Source organism: Streptomyces sp. NBC_01390 (assembly GCF_045040105.1).
Taxonomy (GTDB): domain Bacteria; phylum Actinomycetota; class Actinomycetes; order Streptomycetales; family Streptomycetaceae; genus Streptomyces.
The window spans coordinates 3,257,406-3,278,677 of the sequence record NZ_CP109551.1 but is presented as its reverse complement, the minus strand read 5'-3'; the positions used below and the strand labels follow the sequence as shown (position 1 = coordinate 3,278,677).

Annotated in this window: 18 protein-coding genes; 9 read left to right on the top strand and 9 right to left on the bottom strand. The window is 71.5% G+C overall.

The window, feature by feature from the left end; translation table 11 throughout:
- Window positions 1-20 precede the first annotated feature (20 nt).
- From thiE to OG241_RS14610, 3 genes are all read left to right on the top strand, one after another.
- Window positions 21-707, top strand: coding sequence for a thiamine phosphate synthase (gene thiE, locus OG241_RS14620; protein ID WP_405815768.1), 687 nt, complete (start codon window positions 21-23; stop codon window positions 705-707).
- A gap of 128 nt (window positions 708-835) precedes the next feature.
- Entirely contained in the window at window positions 836-1,759 is a 924-nt protein-coding gene (gene metF, locus OG241_RS14615; RefSeq protein ID WP_006383020.1) for a methylenetetrahydrofolate reductase [NAD(P)H], read from the top strand.
- Between the two features lie 56 nt (window positions 1,760-1,815).
- On the top strand, window positions 1,816-2,877 hold the full coding sequence (locus OG241_RS14610; protein ID WP_405815767.1) for a hypothetical protein: 1,062 nt from the start codon (window positions 1,816-1,818) through the stop codon (window positions 2,875-2,877).
- A 46-nt stretch (window positions 2,878-2,923) separates the two neighbouring features.
- Here the strand turns inward: OG241_RS14610 and OG241_RS14605 are convergent, their stop codons facing one another.
- The 5 genes from OG241_RS14605 to OG241_RS14585 all read right to left on the bottom strand — a co-directional run bounded on the left by OG241_RS14605 (window position 2,924) and on the right by OG241_RS14585 (window position 9,082).
- A complete protein-coding gene (locus OG241_RS14605) occupies window positions 2,924-4,432 on the bottom strand; it encodes a phytoene desaturase family protein (RefSeq protein WP_405815766.1) in 1,509 nt (502 codons plus the stop codon).
- Between the two features lie 81 nt (window positions 4,433-4,513).
- Window positions 4,514-5,128, bottom strand: a complete 615-nt coding sequence (locus OG241_RS14600; RefSeq protein ID WP_405815765.1) for a DUF4126 domain-containing protein — start codon at window positions 5,126-5,128, stop codon at window positions 4,514-4,516.
- A 393-nt stretch (window positions 5,129-5,521) separates the two neighbouring features.
- Complete coding sequence (locus OG241_RS14595) at window positions 5,522-6,151, bottom strand: TetR/AcrR family transcriptional regulator (RefSeq protein WP_405815764.1); 630 nt, start codon at window positions 6,149-6,151, stop codon at window positions 5,522-5,524.
- Between the two features lie 44 nt (window positions 6,152-6,195).
- Window positions 6,196-8,280, bottom strand: coding sequence for a YhgE/Pip family protein (locus OG241_RS14590; protein ID WP_405815763.1), 2,085 nt, complete (start codon window positions 8,278-8,280; stop codon window positions 6,196-6,198).
- Window positions 8,252-9,082: an ATP-binding cassette domain-containing protein gene (locus tag OG241_RS14585; RefSeq protein WP_405815762.1), complete on the bottom strand. Its 831-nt coding sequence runs from the start codon at window positions 9,080-9,082 to the stop codon at window positions 8,252-8,254. Before OG241_RS14585 ends, OG241_RS14590 begins: the two co-directional genes overlap by 29 nt.
- A 176-nt stretch (window positions 9,083-9,258) precedes the next feature.
- On the opposite strand from OG241_RS14585, the gene OG241_RS14580 reads away from it, so the two are divergent.
- The 3 genes from OG241_RS14580 (at window position 9,259) to OG241_RS14570 (ending at window position 11,423) form a co-directional block, all read left to right on the top strand.
- Window positions 9,259-9,828, top strand: coding sequence for an SAV_6107 family HEPN domain-containing protein (locus OG241_RS14580; protein WP_405815760.1), 570 nt, complete (start codon window positions 9,259-9,261; stop codon window positions 9,826-9,828).
- 139 nt (window positions 9,829-9,967) lie between these two features.
- Window positions 9,968-10,738 carry a methyltransferase gene (locus OG241_RS14575; RefSeq protein ID WP_405815759.1) on the top strand — a complete coding sequence of 257 codons (771 nt, stop codon included), beginning with the start codon at window positions 9,968-9,970 and terminating at the stop codon, window positions 10,736-10,738.
- Between the two features lie 274 nt (window positions 10,739-11,012).
- Window positions 11,013-11,423, top strand: coding sequence for a DUF3040 domain-containing protein (locus OG241_RS14570; protein WP_405815758.1), 411 nt, complete (start codon window positions 11,013-11,015; stop codon window positions 11,421-11,423).
- A gap of 102 nt (window positions 11,424-11,525) precedes the next feature.
- Here the strand turns inward: OG241_RS14570 and OG241_RS14565 are convergent, their stop codons facing one another.
- The 4 genes from OG241_RS14565 to OG241_RS14550 all read right to left on the bottom strand — a co-directional run bounded on the left by OG241_RS14565 (window position 11,526) and on the right by OG241_RS14550 (window position 17,121).
- Window positions 11,526-13,916 (bottom strand): DUF3488 and DUF4129 domain-containing transglutaminase family protein, encoded by a 2,391-nt coding sequence (locus OG241_RS14565; protein ID WP_405815757.1) that lies wholly within the window; start codon window positions 13,914-13,916, stop codon window positions 11,526-11,528.
- The gene (locus OG241_RS14560; protein WP_405815756.1) at window positions 13,913-15,286 is read right to left on the bottom strand and encodes a DUF58 domain-containing protein; all 1,374 of its coding nucleotides are present in this window, start codon (window positions 15,284-15,286) and stop codon (window positions 13,913-13,915) included. Before OG241_RS14560 ends, OG241_RS14565 begins: the two co-directional genes overlap by 4 nt.
- Window positions 15,283-16,323 carry an AAA family ATPase gene (locus OG241_RS14555; protein ID WP_405815755.1) on the bottom strand — a complete coding sequence of 347 codons (1,041 nt, stop codon included), beginning with the start codon at window positions 16,321-16,323 and terminating at the stop codon, window positions 15,283-15,285. Before OG241_RS14555 ends, OG241_RS14560 begins: the two co-directional genes overlap by 4 nt.
- 249 nt (window positions 16,324-16,572) lie before the next feature.
- Entirely contained in the window at window positions 16,573-17,121 is a 549-nt protein-coding gene (locus tag OG241_RS14550; protein WP_405815754.1) for a beta-class carbonic anhydrase, read from the bottom strand.
- A gap of 389 nt (window positions 17,122-17,510) precedes the next feature.
- On the opposite strand from OG241_RS14550, the gene rsmH reads away from it, so the two are divergent.
- The 3 genes from rsmH to OG241_RS14535 all read left to right on the top strand — a co-directional run bounded on the left by rsmH (window position 17,511) and on the right by OG241_RS14535 (window position 21,098).
- Window positions 17,511-18,467 (top strand): 16S rRNA (cytosine(1402)-N(4))-methyltransferase RsmH, encoded by a 957-nt coding sequence (gene rsmH / locus OG241_RS14545; RefSeq protein ID WP_405815753.1) that lies wholly within the window; start codon window positions 17,511-17,513, stop codon window positions 18,465-18,467.
- 97 nt (window positions 18,468-18,564) lie between these two features.
- Window positions 18,565-19,140 (top strand): hypothetical protein, encoded by a 576-nt coding sequence (locus OG241_RS14540; RefSeq protein ID WP_405815752.1) that lies wholly within the window; start codon window positions 18,565-18,567, stop codon window positions 19,138-19,140.
- Window positions 19,141-19,145: 5 nt separating this feature from the next.
- The gene (locus OG241_RS14535; RefSeq protein WP_405815751.1) at window positions 19,146-21,098 is read left to right on the top strand and encodes a penicillin-binding transpeptidase domain-containing protein; all 1,953 of its coding nucleotides are present in this window, start codon (window positions 19,146-19,148) and stop codon (window positions 21,096-21,098) included.
- Window positions 21,099-21,272: the final 174 nt, after the last annotated feature.

Below are 21,272 nucleotides of genomic sequence, written 5' to 3'. Positions count from 1 at the left end.
GCCCACGGGGGGACACACGTATGCCCGAGACGACCGACACCGTGCCCGGGGCGACCGCCGACACCCGCACCGCCCCCGCCCGGCTCGCCGACGCCCGGGTGTACCTCTGCACGGACGCCCGCAGACGGCAGGGCGACCTCGCCGAGTTCCTCGACACGGTCCTGGCCGGCGGTGTCGACATCGTGCAGCTGCGCGACAAGGGCATGGAGGCGGCCGAGGAACTGGACCACCTCCAGGTCTTCGCCGACGCCTGCGCCCGGCACGGCAGACTCCTCGCGGTCAACGACCGCGCGGACGTCGCCCACGCGGCCCTCGCGGACGTCCTGCACCTCGGCCAGGGCGACCTGCCCGTCCCGGCGGCCCGCGCGATCCTCGGCCCCGACGTGCTCATCGGCCGTTCCACCCACGCCGAGTCCGAGGCGGCCGCAGCCGCCGCCCAGGAGGGCGTCGACTACTTCTGCACGGGCCCCTGCTGGCCGACCCCCACCAAGCCGGGCCGCCACGCGCCCGGCCTCGACCTGGTCCGGTACACGGCAGAGCTCACCACCGAGCGCCCTTGGTTCGCCATCGGCGGCATCGACCTGGGCAACCTGGACGAGGTGCTGACCGCGGGCGCCCGCCGGGTCGTCGTCGTACGGGCGATAACCGAGGCCGACGACCCGGGCGCGGCGGCGGCGGAGTTCGCCAAGCGGCTGCGATCCCGGTAGCCGGACGGCGGGAGGCCGCTGAGGACGGCGAGGCCCGGCTGTCCGAGGGGTGGACAACAAGTCGACATTCCGGGGCAAATTTCCGCCGTCCGGTTGGGAGACCGCCACCCCCTGACTAACCTGCGGGTATGGCCCTCGGAACCGCGTCCACCCGAACCGACCACGCACGCACTGTGCGTGACATGCTCGCGACCGGCAAAACCACGTACTCCTTCGAGTTCTCGGCGCCGAAGACCCCCAAGGGCGAGCGGAACCTGTGGAACGCGCTCAGGAGGGTCGAGGCGGTAGCGCCGGACTTCGTGTCCGTGACGTACGGCGCCGGCGGGTCGACCCGCGCGGGCACGGTCAAGGAGACCCAGCAGATCGTCTCCGACACGACGCTCACCCCGGTCGCCCACCTCACCGCGGTCAACCACTCCATCGCCGAACTGCGCAACATCATCGGCCAGTACGCCGACGCGGGCATCCGTAACATCCTGGCCGTCCGCGGCGACCCGCCCGGCGATCCGATGGCCGAGTGGGTACCGCACCCGAGCGGACTTACGTACGCCGCCGAACTGGTGCGTCTCATCAAGGAGTCGGGCGACTTCTGCGTAGGCGTCGCCGCCTTCCCCGAGACCCACCCGCGCTCCCCGGACCGGGACACGGACGTCACGCACTTCGTCGACAAGTGCCGGGCCGGCGCCGACTACGCGATCACGCAGATGTTCTTCCACCCCGAGTCGTATCTGCGGCTGCGTGACGCGGTCGCCGCGGCGGGCTGCCCGACCCCGGTCATCCCCGAAGTCATGCCCGTGACCAGCGTGCGGATGCTGGAGCGGCTGCCGCAACTCAGCAACGCGGCCATCCCGTCTACCCTGAAAGAGCGGATCCTCACAGCCAAAGACGACGCGGCGGCTGTACGCTCCATTGGCATCGAGTTCGCCACGGAGTTCTGCGCGCGACTGCTGGCCGAGGGAATCCCCGGACTGCACTTCATCACGCTGAACAACTCCACGGCCTCGTTGGAAATCTACGAGAACCTGGGTCTGCACCACCCACAGCGGGCCTAGACCGGCCGCACGGGCGTACGACACACTGCGTAGCGGCCACTGGGAGAGGGGCGTACATGGGCTGGACGGCTCTCTACATCGCGTTTGGCATCGTCGCGTTGTGGCTACTCGGAGAAGTTCTGCTCCAGTACAAGGCGCGGCTGCGCTGGCGGCTGCTGGCCTTCGCAGGGTTCCTCGGTGTGGTTTTCGGCGTGCTCATCCCGTCGGTGCCGGTCATCGGCCTGGGCGCTGCGGCCTTCGCGGTCGGGCAGACGTACGTCACTCTGTCGTTCCGCAGCGGCTTCTCGGCCGGCTGGGCCGTCGCGGGCCGCCCGGGCTTCCTCTCGCGGTTCGGCAAGGGCCGCGGCGACGAAGAGTACAAGGACCCGACCCTGGAGGTCTCCGACCTGGAGGCGTCCGAGGCCGCGTACGCACCGGGCAACGGCGCCGACGCGGGCTTCGGCGACAACTCCGCCGACGGCGCGGGCCACGACGCGTTCGACACCGGTGCCGGAACGTACCAGCAGGGCAACGACTTCGACCGTGACTATGACCGGGACGACGTCTTCACCCCCGCCCGCTCCGTCCGGCCCGCGGGGGCCGAGCACTCGGCCGTCTACGAACCGCAGCCCCTCCCCGACGACACCGGCTCCTACGGCATATACAGCGACGCCGCGTACGCCGCGGCGGCCGGCCAGGACCAGTCCTACGCCGGCGCGGGCCAGGACCAGTCGTACGCGGGTGCCACCCAGGGCACCGACCAGAACTACGGATACGACGGCTACACCGGCTACGACCAGCAGCAGTACGGCTACGACGCCTCGGGCCAGCAGCAGTACGCCGCCTACTCCGACCCGTACATCGGCCAGGGCTACGGCGGCACCTCGTACGACTCAGGCTACGACCAGCAGCAGTACGGCCAGCAGGGCTACGACCAGCAGCAGTACGGCACCGGTGGCTACGGCGAGACCCCGTCGAACGGCGTCTGGGTCCCGCAGCAGCGCAATACCGACGACCCGCTGTTCGGCGGCGAACTCCCGCCGGAGCAGCAGTATCCCTACCAGGACAACGGCCAGGGCAACGGCAACGCCAACGGTCAGACGCCCGGGAACGGGTACGACGAGCAGTACCGCTTCTAGCCGCACCGCTTGTGAGGACCGCCGCTCCGCCCGGACACCCCGGGGTTCACTGCGAACCCCGGAAGTCCGGCCCCTCCACGATCAGGCCGGCGACCAGTGCGCCCGACATGCCCGCGTGCGCCAGTCCGCCCCCGGGGTGTGACCAGCCGCCCACGCGATAGAGGCCCGGCAGCCGGGTGGTGTTGGCGGGATGCAGGAAGTCGCCCTTCCCACCCGCGAGCGACGGTGCCGACACCCCTCCGCAGAAGGTGCAGGTCTCGTCCCCGCTGCGCCCGGGTGTGCGTATCTCCTGCCAGAGAACCCGCTCGCGCAGCCCGGGAACCGCGGCCTCGGCGGCGTCCGACATCAGGGTCGCGAACCGGTCCGCGGCCCCGTCCGCCGCCCAGTCGCCCCGGGGTGGTGCCGTCGCCGTCAGGACCACGGACTCGTGCTCCTCGTCTGGCCACAGCGCGGGATCGTCCGGCCGCAGCACGGTCACGGTGGGCCGCACCGGGCCGTTTCCCTCCCCGTTCACCCAGTCCAACTCGGCGTCCCGGTCCGGGGTGTGCACGACCGTGCGGTGCGCGGCGCCCGCCGCACGGGCCCCGCGCAGGGCCAGCAGCACGGTGAACCGGCCCGGCGACGGCGTCGACGCGTCGGGCAGCACATCACCGTCGGCGTCGAGTGTGTGCTCCGTCAGCCCCGTCAGCCGTACGGGATCCACGCCCGCGACGACATGATCGGCCTCCGCGACGGTGCCGTCGGCCAGCTCCAGCCCTGCCGCCCGGCCGTCCTTCTCGACGATCCCCGTGACCTCGGCGCCGAAGACGAACTCGACCCGCCGGGCCACGCACCTCTCGTACACCGCGCGCGCCAACTCCCGGACGCCGCCCCGGACGTACCAGGTGCCGAAGGCGTGCTCCATGTACGGCAGCACGGCCGCGCTCGCCGGGGTGTCCCGGGGATCGAGGCCGTACGCCAGGGCGTGGCTGTCGAGCAGGGCGGTCAGCCGCGGGTCGCGCAGTTCCCAGGCGGCGACCTCGGCCAGCGTGCCGGCCCGGCGGGTGCGCAGCAGCCGCTTGTGGGGGACCGCCGGATAGGGCTCACGCTCGGCCAGCACCTGCCAGTCGGTCCACAGCGGCTCCTCCAGGAGCGGTCTGCGGGTGCGGTCCCAGGCCTCGCGGGCCCGGACCAGGAAGTCGCCCCAGCGGTCGCCCGCGCCGGCCCCGAGAGCCGCCTCCAGAGCCTGGACGACGCCCGCGCGGGACGCGTTAGGCAGGGCGACCTCCGTGCCGTCCGCGAAGAGGTGCCGCGAGGACGGGTCGACCTGGACCAGCTCGACGCACTCCTCCAGGGGCTGCTTACCGGTCTTGACGAACAGGTCGCGGTAGACCGCGGGCAGGGTGAGCAGCCCGGGGCCCGTGTCGAACGAGAAGCCGTCGCGCTCGAAGCGGCGCACCGCTCCGCCGTACGTCTCCCCACGCTCGTACACCGCCACCCGGTGGCCCGCGACGGCCAGCCGGGCAGCGGCCGCCATCGCGCCCATGCCGGCGCCGATCACCACAATCCTTGCCATGCCAGGGACTTTATCGGCACCCACTGACACTCCGGCCACGCGCCTGTGACCAGGGAGTTCGCGGGAATGAGAAGAGGCGGCTCAGCTTGGCGGCCACCCTGTCCGGGCCACGAGCCGTTTCTCCTCGCGCCGCTGGGCCCGGCGCCGCAGGAACCGTCTGATCCGGGAGACCAGGAAGTACAGCACGATCAGGCCGGCGAGCAGCAGGGTGCCCGCGATGATCGCCGCCGCCTGTGGGTGGAACATCGCGAACGTCACGATGCCGCCGACCCCGAGATCCTCGGCGAGGCTCAGGATCACGTTGCTGAACGGCTCGGGCGAGGTGTTGACCGCCATCCGCGTCCCGGCCTTGACCACATGGCTGGCCAGCGCCGTGGAGCCGCCGATCGCGCCGGCCGCGAGGTCGGGCAGCGAACCGCTCTGCCCGGCCAGCAGTGCCCCGACGACGGCCCCGGAGACCGGCCGGATCACCGTGTGCACCGCGTCCCACGCGGAGTCCACGTACGGGATCTTGTCGGCGACCGCCTCGCAGAGGAACAGCACGCCCGCCACGACGAGTACCTCGGGACGCTGCAGCGACTCGGGCACCTCGTCGCTCAGTCCGGTCGCGCCGAAGACGCCGAGGAGCAGCACCACCGCGTAGGCGTTGATGCCGCTGGCCCAGCCGCTGGTGAACACCAAAGGGAGTACCGACACGGACGCGATCGTAACCAGTCGGCAACGGCGCGTCCTGGGGGTGAGTGCGCAGGGCTGAGTACGCGTACCTAGGACGAGAGATGAGTAGGCGCACGGATGAGCGGCGACCTGCGGGAACGAGAGAGTGGAGACACGGAAAAGGGCACGGCTCCGGTACCGCCGACACGGGGCGGCGGAACGGAGCCGGTGCCCTGGACCGCTCCTTCCGCCGATCCGTCGGCGGGAGCGAGGCACGGGGGACCCGGGGGAACGACCGCACGGGGGAAATCGGGGGAACGGGGAAAACGGGGGAGGGGAACGGGGGAGCAGGAAGGAAGCGCCGGTTCGAGACGGCCCGCGGGGGACGCGGCCACATCGGACCGGCGCTTTCCCGTGCGCCCTGCCCCCGCTTGCTCAGCGGTTGCCGCTCACCCGCCCCTGGAGCAGCCGGGACAGCGCCGAGTGGACGTCGTCCAGGGAGCGTTCGGGCTGGAAGGACTGCCAGTCCAGGGCGGCGACCAGGACCATGCCGACCAGGGCCGCCGCGGTCAGCGGGATGTCGATCTCGTCGCTGAGTTCGCCGCCCGCCACCGCCTCCCGCAGGACGTCCTCGATCACCGCCACCGCCTGCTGTCTGACCACCATCAGGGTGGACTGCCAGCTTCGGTTGGTGCGCCACAGTTCGGCCACGTAGAGCTGGGTGAAGGCCGGGTAGCGGCTGATGAAGACGAGCCCGGCCCGGACCATCGCGTCCAGGGCGTCGACTTTCGTACCGCCGTCCCGGTCGGTTCGCTCGGCCGCCTCCCGAAGGGAGGCGGTGAGGAGTTCCACGCCGTGCCGCAGCAACTCCTCGAAGAGGACCGACTTGCTCGCGAAGTTGTAGTAGACCGTGCCCTTGGCGACTCCGGCCCGCTCGGCGATCTCGTCCACGGTGGTGGCGGAGAAGCCCTGTTCCGCGATGAGGGTGACGGCGGCCTCGTAGAGCTTCTGCCGGGTGGCCTCGCGGCGGGGACTGCCGCTCGACGGGGTGCTGCTGCGTTCCATGGCCCTGATTCTCACAGGAACACCGGGCCCACGCTGACGAGACGTCACAGGCTCAACTCCGGGTGCAGTCGGTCCAGGGTCCACATCTGGCCGCGGCGGGCCGCCACGGCGGTCAGTGCCAGGGCGCCGGCCGTGAACGCCGCCAGCACGGCACACGCCTGCCACACCGGGCCGAGCCCACCGCCGGTGATGAGCCTGCGCAGGGCCTCGACGACGTAACTCATCGGCATGAAGGGGTGGATCGCGTTGAAGAAACCGGGACTCGTCTGTACGGGATAGGTGCCGCCCGCGGACGTCAACTGGAGCATCAGAAGGGCGAGTACGAGAATCCGGCCCGCCGCTCCGAAGCGCGCGTTCAACCATTGGACGATCGCCGCGAAGCACGCCGTGACCAGGAAGAGGAAGCCCACCGTCCCGGCCGCCCGGACCATCTCCAGGCCGATCGCCCAGTGCAGTACGGACATCAGGGCCGCGGTCTGGAGCACTCCCAGGGCGGCCACGGGCAGCCAGCCCGCCAGGGTGACGCGCCACGCGGGGGCGCCCGCGGCGAGCGCCCGCCGGCTGAGCGGCGGGATCAGCATGTAGGCGACCATCGCGCCCACCCACAGGGACAGCGGGATGAAGTACGGGGCGAATCCGGTGCCGTAGTTGGGCGCCTTGTGCAGGTCCCTGGAGGCGAGCTGGACCGGGTCGGACATCACCTCGGTGCGCGCGTCGCGGTCCCGCCGGTCGTAGTCGGGGATCCGTCCGGCGCCGTCGTGCAGTCCGCCGGCGAGTTTCCCGGAGCCGTCGGCCAGCTTGAACATGCCTCCGGAGAGGTCGTCCGCGCCCGTCCTGAGGTCGCCGACGCCCGCGTCCAGGGTGGTCGCGCCGGTCCTGGCGGTGGAGAGCCCGGTGTGCAGCTTCCGCGCTCCCGCGGCGACCTGTGCGGCCCCGGCGTTCAGCTTGTCGACCTGCCGGACGGCGTCGTCGAGGTCCTCGGAGAGGCGCGGGGCACGGTCGGCGAGTGCCTGGGCCTGCTTCTGGAGTGCGGCGAGGTGATGGTCGAGCCGGTCCAGGTCGCCGTTCTGGTCGGCGATCAGTGTGTTGACGTCGTCGGCGACCGTCGCCGCGTCCGCCGCCGCGCCCCGGGCCTTCTTCAGGTCGGCGCACGCGGCGTCGGGCAGTACCGCGGTCTCGCAGCGCGCCCTGTAGACCCCGTTCAGGGTGTCGGAGGCCGCGTGGGCGCCCTTCGCGGCGGCCGGGGCGGCCTTCACCAGGGTGCCGAGGTTGCGCCGAACCGTACCGGCCGAGTCGGCGACGAGCCGGGCGGCGTCCCCGATGGTCTTCTCGTTGTCCCTGAGGAAGGGCCCCAGCCGGTCGGAGACGCCGTCCACCCGGTCGGCGAGCGTCTGCGTGCCCGCCGCGACCTGGCGGGAACCGTCCGCCAGATCACCCGCGCCCGTGTCGAGCTTCTTCAGCCCGCCGACCAGTTTGCCGCTGCCCGCCTTGGCGTCCTTCAGCCCGTCGGCGAGGTCCTTGGAGCCCTGTTCGGCCTTGTCGATGCCCCCTGAGAGCGTGTCGGCGCCCTTGGCGGCCTTCACGGTCTGCCCGTGGATGTCGGAGAACGAGACGAAGATCCGGTCCAGGAACGACCGCGACGCCTTGGTGGACGCGGCGCTGCGCACCTCCCCGAACACCGTCCGGGAGATCTGCCCGACGATGTAGTTGTTGGCGTCGTTGGTCCGCACCTGGAGCGCGCCCGTCTCCGGGGAGTCGCCCGAACTGGACGCGATCCGTGTGCTGAAGTCGGCCGGCATGGTCATGGACAGGTAGTACGTGCCGTCCTCGACGCCCTCCCGGGCCTCGGCCGCACTCACCTCGTGCCACTCGAAGGTGTCGCTGTCGCGCAGCCCGTTGACGATGTCGGCACCGGCGGCGAGCCGCTTGCCCGCGACGCTCGCCCCCTTGTCGTCGTTCACGAGCGCCACGGGAATGCGGTCGAGCCTGCCGTACGGGTCCCAGAAGGACCACAGGTACAGGGCGCCGTACAGCAGCGGCAGCAGCATGAGGGCGGCCAGCGCGGCCCTCGGGAGCCTGCCCCGGCCGAAACGCCTGAGCTCAAGCGCGGCCAGTTGCGGGGAGCGCATCCACCATCTCCTTCTCGTGAGTCCCTGCCTCGCCCGTCTCCGCCGGGGCTGTTTCCGCCTCGCCCGTCTCCGCGTCGCGCGTCTCCGTCTCGGCTGTCTCCATCTCGCGCGGTGACGTCGACACGGTGACGGCCCCTTCCGGAGCCTCGCTGCACACCGCGACGACGGTCGTCCCGGCCTCGGCGAGGGACCGCAACAGCGCCCACACCTCGGCCCGTTCGGCGTCCGACAGCTTCAGGTCGGTGTCGTCCACGCCCAGCAGCCGCGGCCCGCCGATCAGGGCCAGCGCCACGGACAGCCGCAGCGCCTCCAGCCGCTCCAGATCGCGTACGGCGGTCCGGGAGCCCTTGGGCAGCGCCTCGCGGTCGAGACCGGCGGCTGTCAACGCGGCGTCGACGCGCTGCTCCGTCTCGGCCGCCCGTTCCGCCCGTGGCCGCAGCAGTGCGCGCAGGGAGCCGCCGAACCGGCGCTCCAGCAGCGCCCGTTCCCGCAGGTGCTCCCCGACGGTCAGGGCGGGGTCGAGGTCGGTGACACCGGGCACGTGCGCGAGCGCGCTCACTCGGCGCACCGCCGCCGCCTGCTTGGGCAGGTGCCACTCGCCGACCGTGGCCGACCCCGTGGTGGCCCTCATCCGGCCCGTGAGCGCGAGCAGCAGGCAGGTCCGTCCCGATCCGGACGGCCCCTCCACCGCGATCAGCGAGCCGGGCTCCGCGTCGAAGGACACCTCACGGAATGCCCAGCCGCGGGGCCCCTTGAGCCCGAAGGCCCGGGTGGTCACCCCGAGCCCGTGCGGACCGTCCACAGTTCCCGTCCCCTCGGAATATTTTTGAACTGACTGGTCAGTGCAAAATTTATCTCGAACCTTCGATCGAAGCAAAAGAGCAGGTCAGAACGGATTGTCAGTGGCATACCGCACGATGGGCACATACGGCACCTCCCGTCGGGGCGTGCCGTCACACAGACGACAGGAGGTTCGTCATGGCCAGTTCGAACGCAGCCGCCGCCCGTCGGCGCCGCGCCCCCGGCCCTGCCCCCTCACTGAACGGTCCTGCGGGCGATGTGCACCCCGTGCTCCGCCGGGCCACGGCCCCGCCCGCCGCCCTCGATCTGCTCGCGCAGGCCCGCGCCGGACTTGACGAGGCGTCGGTCCTGGAAACCGCGAACGAGCGGTATGCCACCGCCCACCTCGCCGCCCTGCGCACCGCCGCGGCGGTGCTCGCCGCCCGGGGCCGCCCCGAATCCACTCCCAGGCGCCGGGCGCGTATCCGCAGCGCCTGGGAGGTGCTCCCCGAGATAGCTCCCGAACTCGCCGAGTGGAGCGTGCTGTTCGCTTCCGGCGCCCGCCGCCGCGCCCGCGCCGAGGCCGGCATCCAGGGCGCGGCCAGCAACCGCGACGCCGACGACCTGATACGCGACGTGGCGATGTTCCTGCGCCTCGTCGAGAGGATGCTCGTCCTCCAGCCGGTGCTTCCCCAGCCGCGCCAGGACCCGGACACGCCTGCGGACGCGCTCCGGGAGAGCGGCCGGGGCGTCCCGGACGCGGGCTGAGACGGATGACCGGGGATGCCACCGGAGGCCATAGGGTGGTGGCGAAGTCGCAGCCTTTTCCGCAGCCCACCGGGGCCGGGAAGGCACCCCGTTCACCCCGCCGTACAAGAGGCGGCGCCGCGCCGAGGAGTCACCTGCCGTGTCGAACCCGACTCGCCCCCGCGCCTCTCTCCGGACCGCAGTGGTCTGGGACGTCCTGCAGGACGCCCTGGAGCGCCGGGTCAAAGCCACTGGGCGCGAGTCGCTGGACGTCCTCGACACCGGCGGCGGCAGCGGCAACTTCGCCGTGCCCGTCGCCCGCCTCGGTCACCGCGTCACCGTCGTCGACCCGAGCCCCAACGCGCTGTTCGCGCTGGAGCGCCGGACCACAGAGGCCGGCGTCGCCGACCGCGTCCGGGGCGTCCAGGGTGACGCGCACGGCCTCTTCGACGTCGTCGAGCGCGGTGGCTACGACGCGGTGCTCTGCCACGGCGTCCTGGAGTACGTGGACGACCCGGCCGAGGGCGTCCGTAACGTGGTGGCCGCCCTGCGCCCCGAGGGCGTCCTCAGCCTCCTCGCCGCCGGACTCGGCGGCGCCGTGCTGGCGCGGGCCCTCGCCGGGCACTTCAAGGAGGCCAAGCGGGCGCTCGACGACCCGAACGGCCGCTGGGGCGAGAGTGACCCCGTACCCCACCGGTTCACGGCCGCACAGCTCACCGCGCTGGTCGAGGGTGCGGGCCTGCGCGTGGGCGCCGTGCACGGCGTACGGATCTTCGCCGACCTGGTGCCGGGCGTCCTCGTGGACACCGAGCCCGGCGCCCTGGACGCCCTGCTGAAGCTGGAGGCCGCGGCGGCCGAGCAGGCCGCGTTCCACTCGGTGGCCACCCAGCTCCATGTGCTCGGCGAGACGCCGGGTACCGCCGGCGCCTGAGTCACCTCCGGCGGCGGACCGCTGATCAGGGGCTCGGCCGCAGATGGAGTACGCCACAGGCCACCCGATCGGCGGCCCGGAGCCGTATGATCGAGGGAGACCGCTCTGCATGACCGGCCGGTTGCTGGGGAATGAACGCTTCAGTGAGCCGGGCGGCCATGGCGGATTCCGGTTGTCAATTGGCGTAGAGGGGCGGGTTTCACGGGGGCGATTCCCTGCCTATCCTGAAGGGGACCCCCGGTCGCCCCGGCGACTGCACGATGAGGAGGACTCCGTGCCGCTCTCGGAGCACGAGCAGCGAATGCTCGAGCAGATGGAGCGAGCGCTGTACGCCGAAGATCCCAAGTTCGCGACAGCGCTTGAGGGAAGCGGGCTGCGCACGTACACCCGGCGACGGGTCTACCAGGCGGTCGCGGGCTTCCTCGTAGGTATCGCGCTCCTCATGGCCGGAATGGTCGCACAGCAGATTTGGGTCAGCGTGGTGGGATTCCTCGTCATGCTGGGCTGTGCGGTACTGGCCGTGACAGGTTGGCGCAAGGCTCCCAAGCCGGGTGAACAGCCCGCCGCGGGTGCCGCCCCCGGAGCTCCGCACGGTCGCGGACAGGGTCGGCAGCGGCGCTCCATGATGAACCGCATCGAGGAGCGCTGGCAGCGCCGCCGCGACGAACAGCAGGGTGGCCAGTAGCGTCCGGCCGCAGTCCCCGTGTTGTGAACGCGAGACATGAAACGCCGGTGGCCCGGAACCCCCAGGGGTTCCGGGCCACCGGCATGTCCGGCTGTCGGGCCGTCAGCTCTGCTGACCCCACGGCTTGCGCAGGACCGGCCTGGCCGCCGCAGCCCGTTCGCTGAGCGCCGTCCACCGGGCCGACAGCGCCCACACCACACGGACGGTCGAACGCGGGGCGAACATCGCGCGCAGCTGCGTGCCCCGGCCCACCGTGGCCCGCAGCGCCTCGGTCACCTGCCGCACGTCCTGCGCCAGCCCCGCCGTCGGACGGGGACTGGGCGCGTACAGGACCTGTTCCACGGCGTCCGCCACCCGGTGCACGGCGCTGGCCGCGGGCGGATCGAGAAGGCCGAGGCGTACGATCCTGGCCGCCGCCTTGCGGGGTGTCTGGGACTCCTCCGGACTGATGCCGAAGTCCCAGGCGGTGTCGGTCAGTTCCTGCCACGCCGACAGCGCGTGGACCGTCGCGTCGGCGTCACCGCGGCCGTGCGCCCCGAGCCGTACGGCCCGGATCCGCAGCCGCCACAGCATCGGCAGCAGCAGAAGCGCCAGCACGACCAGTGCGGCCAGCGTCCACCCCAGTGCGGGAGACCACCAGCCGCTGTCGCCGTTCTGGCCGGTCGCGGCCTGCGCGGACTCGCTCGCGCATCCACCGTCCAGCCGCCGCTGCACCGCCGTGCAGGTCTGGCTCGCCGAAGCGGAGTCCGAGGGCGCCACGGAGGCGTTCTGGGACGGCACATCCGGGTTCGGGATGTCGCTGTTCGGCGCCTGGGACTGCGTGTACTCGGGCACCGAACCACGGGTGGGGGTCGGCTCGAAGCGGGTCCAGCCGACGCCCTCGAAGTACAGCTCGGGCCACGCGTGCGCATCGCGCAGCCCCACCGAGACCGTGCCGTCCGGCTGCGGGGTACCCGGCGCGAAGCCCACCGCGACCCGGGCCGGAATGCCCAGGGTGCGGGCCATCGAAGCCATCGCGAAGGAGAAGTGGACGCAGAAGCCCTCCTTGTCCCTCAGGAACCGCGCGATCGCGTTGGAGCCGCTGCCTACCTGCACTTGGGTGTCGTACCGGAAACCGCCGCTCACCGAGAAGTAGTCCTGGAGCTTGACCGCCTGCTCGTAGGCGTTGGCCGAACCGGCGGTCACCTCGCGCGCGGTGCGCGACACGATCGCCGGCAGTGACTCCGGGACCTGGGTGAACTCACGCACCAGCGCGGGGTCCGCCGGCGGTGCCTCGGCGAGCTGCTGCGCGGTCGGCTGCACGTCCAGGCTCGTCACCGTGTACCGCGCACCGCGTGTGTTCTGGCCGTGGTCACCGACCAGAGTGCGGCCCACCGGCTCGAAGCGCCAGCTGCCGTCGATCTTCACCCCGGTCGCGGGGTACGGCATCGGCAGCCAGTCCTGGGCGTACCAGTCCGCCGCCGAGATGCTCGTGGTGATCTCGGTCCGCTGCACGTCCGCCCTGAGGCCGAGCGGTGTCGGGAACCTGCTCGGCACATCCTGGATGTGCCGCTGGGACGGCTTCCACGCCGTGCCGTCGAAGGAGTCGAGCGAGACGATCCGCAGATACAGGTCCTGGGTGTCGTCCGTGCTGTTGCGCACGGACATGACCTGGCGGTCCTCGTCCACGTTCAGGCTGTCGCGCAGCGACACCAGGGGGTTGACGGCGGAGATCGTGCCGCCGCCTCCACTGCCCGAGCCGACCCCGCCCCCCGCGGCGCTCAGCAACCCGCCGTCGAGCGACGGCAGCGCCAGAGGCACCACCAGGGCCACGCCCAGCGCGACCGCGCCGATCCGCCGCCCCGTGCGAACGGGGGCGAGCGCACTGCCGGTCGGCAGGTCGCCCGGTGCACGCGGGGCGCCACCGAAGACCCGCCCCCACTGGGAGAGCCGGTCCCGCCCCTCGGCCAGGAGCAGCATCAGATAGCCCGCCGCGGCCAGCAGGAACCACACCCAGCCGCCGGCCCCGTCGGCCAGCCCGGCGGCGACCGAGTACAGGGCGAGCAGCGGCAGGCCGGCCGGAGCCGCGCTGCGGAACGTCACCGCGAGGGTGTCCACGGCGAGCCCGATCAGCAGCGCACCGCCGACCACCATCAGCCGGATCCCGTCGGACAGCGGCGCGGGAATCGCGTACCGACCGATGTCGTCCGCGCCGTCCTGCAGCAGAGTGCCGAACTGCTGGAAGGCGTCGGGGCCGGGGATCAGGCCGAAGAACGCCTGCCCCCGGGCGAAGACCACGGTCAGCAGGACGAGCGTGACGAGGAGCTGCGCCGCCACGGTCAGCGGCCAGGCCAGCGGCACCCGCCTGGCCCCCGCGCCGACGATCGTCTGTATGCCCAGCAGGATGGCCACCTGGAGCAGCCAGCTCACGTCCTCGACCAGCGGCAGCAGAGCGCACGCCGTCAGCATCGTGGCCACCCAGGCGCAGAGCGCAAGTCGTGCGCGCCCGCTCATGAACGTCCCTCCCCGCCGCTGAGGGCACCGAGACCGGAACGCTCCCGGTCCGCCTGGCGCCACAGGTCACTCATCGCGGCCCCGCGCGGCACCCGCACCGCCGTCCAGCCCGCCTCGCGCAGCATCCGCAGCGACTCCTCGCCCGGGTCCTCGGGACCCGGCACATCGTTGGGTTCCCGCACCCAGGTCTCACTGTCCAGGACGAAGGCGACCGCACCGCCGCTGCGCTGCCGCATCTTGGCGGCCACCGCGGCCTGCTCCTCGTCGAGGTCGCCGAAGAACGCCATCAGCATGCCCTCACCGCCGCCGCGCAGTACGTCGTAGGCGCGGGAGATGTCCGTGCCGTCCGAGTAGTCGATCACCGCGAGGGTGTCCATCATCAGTCCGGCCGCGTCCGCCGACCCCTGGCTGGCGCCCGCGAAACCCTCGGCGCCCTCCCCGGGCACGGAGTTGCCCGTGTCCGTCAGCAGCCGTACGGAGAAGCCCCGTTCGAGCATGTGGACCAGAACGGACGCCGCGCCCGACACCGCCCACTCGAAGGCCGAGTCCGGCCCGGCGCCCAGGTAGGCGATGCCCCGGGTGTCGAGGAGCACCGTGCAGCGGGCGCGCTGCGGCTGTTCCTCGCGGCGCACCATCAGCTCGCCGTAGCGGGCGGTGGAGCGCCAGTGCACGCGGCGCAGGTCGTCGCCGTAGCGGTACCCGCGCGGGATCACGTCGTCCTCGCCGGCCAGCGCCAGCGAGCGCTGCCGTCCGTCGCCGTACCCCTTGGCCTCGCCGGTCAGCCGCGCCGGCGGGAGCGCGTCCACGCGCGGGATGACCGTCAGGGTGTCGTACGTCGAGAAGGACCGGGTCAGTTCGCACATGCCGAACGGGTCGGTCAGCCGCAGCTGGAGCGGGCCCAGCGGATAGCGGCCCCGCAGGTCGGAGCGGACGCGGTACGACACCTCGCGGCGCCCGCCCGCCTCCACCCGGTCCAGGACGAAACGGGGGCGCGGACCGAGCACGTAGGGCACCCGGTCCTGGAGCATCAGCAGGCCCGTGGGCAGCCGGGAGACGTTGTCCATCCGCAGATGGACGCGGGCCTCGGAGGCGGCGGGCACGCGCGCGGGGGAGAGCCGACGGCTGCCGGCCACCCGGTAGCGCGTGCGGTACAGGACGGTGGCGCAGACCAGCGGCAGTACGGAGAGGAGCAGGCCCACCCGGAGCAGATCGCTCTGCCCCAGGACGTACGCGCAGATGGCGGCGGCGACCCCGGCGGCCAGGAAGGAGCGCCCACGGGTGGTGAGACCGGCCAGCGCCGTGCGCACCCCGCCCTTGTCACCCTTGTCGCCTTGGTCGTCCTCCGGATGCCCGGGCGCCGCCGCGCTCATCCAAGCCTCCGCGGCGGCTGCTGACCGAAGTCGGGCGCGGAGCGGCCCATCCCGAAGCCGCTCTGCTGCTGGGGCGCCGCGGGCACCGCGGTGCGCTGGAGGATCTCCTGCACGACCTGCTCGGTGGTACGGCGGTTCAGCTGGGCCTGGGCGGTGGGCAGCAGACGGTGGGCGAGGACGGACACGGCGAGGGCCTGGATGTCGTCCGGCAGCGCGTACTCCCGGCCGCTCAGGGCGGCGGACGCCTTCGCGGCGCGCAACAGATGGAGCGTGGCGCGCGGCGAGGCGCCGAGTCTGAGGTCGGGGTGGGTGCGCGTGGCGCCGACCAGGTCCACGGCGTACCTCCGGACCGACTCCGCGACGTGAACGTTGCGGACGGCCTCGACGAGCTTCACGATGTCGTGCGCGTGGGCCACCGGCTGGAGGTCGTCCAGCGGTGAGACGCCGCCGTGCACGTCCAGCATCTGCAGTTCGGCCTCCGCGCTCGGATAGCCGATGGAGACGCGGGCCATGAATCGGTCGCGCTGTGCCTCCGGGAGCGGGTAGGTGCCCTCCATCTCGACCGGGTTCTGGGTGGCCACCACCATGAAGGGGCTGGGCAGTTCGTAGGTCTGCCCGTCGATGGTGACCTGGCGCTCCTCCATGGACTCCAGGAGCGCGGACTGGGTCTTCGGCGACGCGCGGTTGATCTCGTCGCCGATCACGATCTGCGCGAAGATCGCCCCCGGTTTGAACTCGAAGTCGCGGCGCTGCTGGTCCCAGATGGACACACCGGTGATGTCCGAGGGCAGCAGGTCCGGCGTGAACTGAATGCGCCGCACGGAACAGTCGATGGACTTGGCCAGCGTCTTCGCCAGCATGGTCTTGCCGACACCGGGAACATCCTCGATCAGAAGATGCCCCTCGGCGAGCAGCACGGTCAGCGAAAGCCGTACGACCTCAGGCTTGCCCTCGATCACTCCCTCCACCGAACTGCGTACTCGTTCCACAGTGGCGGTCAGATCAGTGAGGCTAGCTCGATCGTCATAGGTCGTCACACGGCCCTCCTAGGCCCGTTCTTTCTCCAGGCCGACGCGCTGCGATGCGGACCGGCCCACCCCGAAACAGGGACACCACGCGGGGAAAGTTCCGCGTGACGTCACACCCGCATTCTTGTTGCCGTTACCGGTTCGTGTCACTCGCCTGTGGACAACTGGCAGGGCTATGTCTTGTTTCAGGGCTTTTCGGCCCTGAAGTGCAGGGTAAATTTCGTAGAGACATACGTACGGATACGCGGTCCGGTTCGGTTATGAGGGGTCGATCTCGCGAAGCAGGCCCGACTTCACGTCGAAGACGAAGCCGCGGACGTCGTCGGTGTGCAGCAGGAACGGGTTGGTGCGCACGCGCTGCATCGACTGGCGGACGTCCTGGTCGACGTCCCGGAAGGCCTCCACCGCCCAGGCGGGACGCTGGCCGACCTCGGCCTCCAGCTCCTGCCGGAAGTCCTCCGTGAGGGACTCCAGGCCGCAGCCGGTGTGGTGGATGAGGATGACGCTGCGCGTGCCCAGTGCCCGCTGGCTGATGGTCAGGGAGCGGATCACGTCGTCGGTGACCGCACCTCCCGCGTTACGGATGGTGTGACAGTCGCCGAGCTCCAGCCCGAGAGCGGCATGCAGGTCGAGGCGGGCGTCCATGCAGGCCACGATCGCCACCCGGAGCACGGGATGGGCGTCCATCCCCGGGTCGGTGAACGCCGCGGCGTACTGCCCGTTCGCCTCTACGAGGCGGTCCGTGACCGTGCCGTCGGTGGATATGGCGCCTTCGGGTCCGGTGGGAACTGATGCAGAAGTCGTCATAAGCATGACGGTACTGGTCACGCCCCTCGCGGGCCCGCTGTGAGAGGGGACAAAGAACATCAATGAGCGTTGTTGTGAGGTAACCCACACGGGTGGTGCGAGTGTACCTGTTCGGGTGATAGCGGTTGATTTGCGGCTTGTCGGGGCGGGGTTCCGCGACGCGCAGGCCGTTGATTGACCGCGCGACACCGTGGACTAAAGTGACGCGAAGCGGGAGGCGAGACTCCCTGCTGGATTGATTGATCCCCCGCGTGCGCGGCGCGTACGTACGGCTCGGCCTCCTCCCGCTCCCGGTCGGCTGACGCTTCCGGCGCCGGCAGACCTCCCCTTCTCCGAGCGGGCGGGGACCCGGCGGTACGTGACGGCCGTGCCGGACCTGAGAGGGCCCCTTGAGCAACAGTCGACACGTCCCGGTGATGCTCCAGCGGTGCCTGGACATGTTGGCCCCCGCATTGGAGCGGCCCGGGGCGGTCGTCGTCGACTGCACCCTCGGTCTCGGTGGCCACAGCGAGGCACTGCTCACCCGTTTCCCCGAGGCCCGGCTGATCGCCCTCGACCGCGACAAGGAGGCGCTGCGCCTCTCCGGGGAGCGGCTCGCCCCCTTCGGTGAGCGGGCCGACCTGGTGCACGCGGTGTACGACGAACTGCCCGACGTACTCGACCGGCTGAGCCTGCCGAAGGTCGACGGGGTCCTGTTCGACCTCGGGGTCTCCTCCATGCAACTCGACGAGGCCGACCGGGGGTTCGCCTACGCCCAGGACGCGCCGCTCGACATGCGCATGGACCAGACGACCGGCATCAGCGCCGCCGAGGTCCTCAACACCTACCCGGCCGGTGAACTCGTCCGGATCCTCAGGGCGTACGGCGAGGAGAAGCAGGCCAAGCGCATCGTCTCCGCGGTCGTGCGTGAGCGCGACAAGGAGCCCTTCAGCAACAGCGCCCGGCTCGTCGAACTGATCCGCGACTCGCTGCCGCAGGCCGCCAAGCGCACCGGCGGCAACCCCGCCAAGCGCACCTTCCAGGCGCTGCGCATCGAGGTCAACGGCGAACTGACCGTCCTGGAGCGGGCGATCCCGGCCGCGGTGAAGGCCCTCGCCGTCGGCGGCCGGATCGCTGTCCTGTCATACCACTCGCTCGAAGACCGGCTGGTCAAGCAGGTGTTCGCGGCCGGCGCGGCCAACACGGCGCCCCCCGGACTGCCCGTGGTGCCCGAGCGTTACCAGCCCCGGCTCAAGCTGCTCACCCGTGGTGCCGAACTTCCCACCGAGGAAGAGATCGCCGAGAACCGGCGAGCCGCCCCGGCGCGACTGCGCGGGGCCCAGCGCATCAGGGAGGACGCCGAGTGAGGCGTACGGAGGGGACGACGGGTGAGTAGGCAACCCGGACCTGCCGGGCAGAAGAGCGGGCAGACGTGTGGGACGACCCGACTCGCGGGGAGGGTGAGTGAATAGCAACCCCGAACTGAGGGGCCGGGCCGCCCGGCTCGCCAGGCTCTTCCCCACGGGGCCGGGACAGGCCGCCCGTACCCCCTTCGTCCTGCTCGTCGTGTTCCTGCTGGGCGGCGGTCTCATCGGGCTCCTCGTGCTGAACTCCGCGCTCAGCGAAGGCGGGTTCCGCCTGGACGACCTGCAGAGGGACACCAAGAGCCTCACCGACGAGGAACAGGCGCTCCAGCGGGACGTCGACGCCTACGCCGCGCCCGACGCACTCCAGCGCCGGGCCAGGGAACTCGGCATGGTGCCCGGCGGCGACCCGGCCTTCCTCGACCCCGACGGCACCGTCAAGGGCGTCCCGGAGGCCGCGGAACAGGCGGTGCTGCGGATCCCGGAGATGGTCCCGCCCGAGATGAACCGGCCGGCGCCGGCGCCCACCGTCACGCCCACGGCCACCCCCGCGCCCACCCCTGAGCCGACGCCCACGGGCACGCCGACCCCGTCCGTGCCGGCGTCCCCGGAGCAGGCACCCGTTCCCGCGCCCACCCCCACACCCACCCTCCCCTCCACGACCCCCGGCAGGTGACGGAAGTGTCCGACAGGGAACCGCCCCGCCGTCGCGTACCCGCCCCGGCCAGGTCCGCCCGCCCCGGCGCCCCCCGGCGGCCGGGACCCGGCGCCCGCCCCGCCCGCCGCCCCGCTCCCGGCCGCCCCGCCGGGCCCAAGGTCATCCGGCTCGGCAGCCCCCGGCCCCGGCTGCGCATGGTCAGCCTCGCGCTGGCCCTGGTGATGATCGCCTTCGTCGTCCGGCTGCTCCAGGTGCAGGCCGTCGACGCGAGCGTGTACGCCGCCAAGGCCGAGCAGAACCGGTACGTCGGCCGCACCCTGGCCGCCGAACGCGGCGAGATCACCGACCGCAACGGCGTCGAACTGGCGACCAGCGTGGACGCGTACGACATCACCGCCGACCCGACGATGTTCACGCCCAAGACCACGAAACTGGGCGACGCCCCCGAACAGGCCGCCGCTCTCCTCGCGCCGATCCTCGGGCAGGACGCGGACGACGTCGCCAGGAAGCTGAAGACGCCGAACACGCGCTACACACTGCTCGCGCACCGTCAGACCCCCCAGGTGTGGACGCAGATCAAGGACCTGAAGTCCACCCTGGCCGCCAAGGCCGGAACCGACCCGACCGCCTTCAACGTCCTCGCCGGTGTGCTGGCCGTGCCCGCGAGCAAGCGCGTCTATCCGAACGGTGGACTCGCCGCCGGACTGCTGGGCTGGGTCAGTGCCGACGGCAAGGGCGGCGGCGGCCTCGAACAGCAGCTGAACGGGGAACTGGCCGGCCAGGACGGCAAGATCCGGTACGCACAGTCAGGGGGACGGCAGGTGCCCACCGCCGATTCCACCGAGACGCCCGCCGTCCCCGGTTCCGACGTCGAACTGACCATCGACCGGGACATCCAGTGGGCCGCGCAGAGCGCCATCACCGAGCAGGTGAAGAAGTCGAAGGCGGACCGCGGGTACGTGATAGTGCAGGACACCCGGACCGGCCAGATCCTGGCCATGGCCAACTCGCCCGGCTTCGACCCCAACGACCTCACCAAAGCGAACCCGGACGCGCTCGGCAACGCGGCCCTCCAGGACGCCTACGAGCCCGGCTCCACCGCCAAGGTCATGTCGATGGCCGCCGTACTGGAGGAGAACGCCGCCACGCCCGCGACACATGTCGTCGTGCCCAACCGGCTGCACCGGGGCGACCGGCTCTTCAAGGACGACATCGACCACCCGACCTGGTACCTCACCCTCAACGGTGTGCTCGCCAAGTCCAGCAACATCGGCACCATCCTGGCCACCGGCCAGCTCGGCAAGACGCAGACCCAGTCCAACCAGGTCCTCTACTCCTATCTGCGCAAGTTCGGCCTCGGCAGCTACACCGGGCTGGACTTCCCCGGTGAGACCAAGGGCATCCTCGCGCCGCCCGACCAGTGGTCGACCTCCCAGCAGTTCACGATCCCCTTCGGCCAGGGCGTCTCCCTCAACGCGCTGCAGGCTGCCTCCGTCTACTCGACCATCGCCAATGGTGGCGTCCGTGTGGAACCCACCGTGATCCGGGGTACCAAGGGGGCCGACGGCCGGTTCGCCCCCGCCGCGGCGCCCAAGAAGACCCGGGTCGTCAGTGCGAAGACGGCGAAGACGCTCGCCAAGATGCTGGAGTCCGTCGTGGACGACGAGGAGGGCACCGGCGCCAAGGCGCGCATTCCCGGCTACCGGGTGGCGGGCAAGACGGGTACGGCCAACCGCGTGGATCCGGCCACCGGCCGCTACCACGGCTACACCTCCTCGTTCGCCGGCTTCGCCCCTGCCGACAGCCCCCGCATCACCGTCTACTGCGCCATCCAGAACGCCACCAAGGGCAGTTACTTCGGAGGTCAGATCTGTGGCCCCATCTACAAGGAGGTCATGGAGTTCGCCCTGAAGACCCTTCAGGTACCGCCCACCGGGGCCAAGGCCGCGAATCTCCCCGTGGCCTTCACACCCTGATCAGCACGGAAACCAGCCAGGAATCAGCTCGTGAACCCGATCTCTCCCGACTCTCCCGACCCGGGGACCAGCGCCCCGCCGCACGCCCCGGGTGCGCCCTCACTTCGCCCGTCCGGGGGTGCGCCCGGTACGCTCACCGCCGTGCCACACGCTGATCAGTACCAAACCACCCAG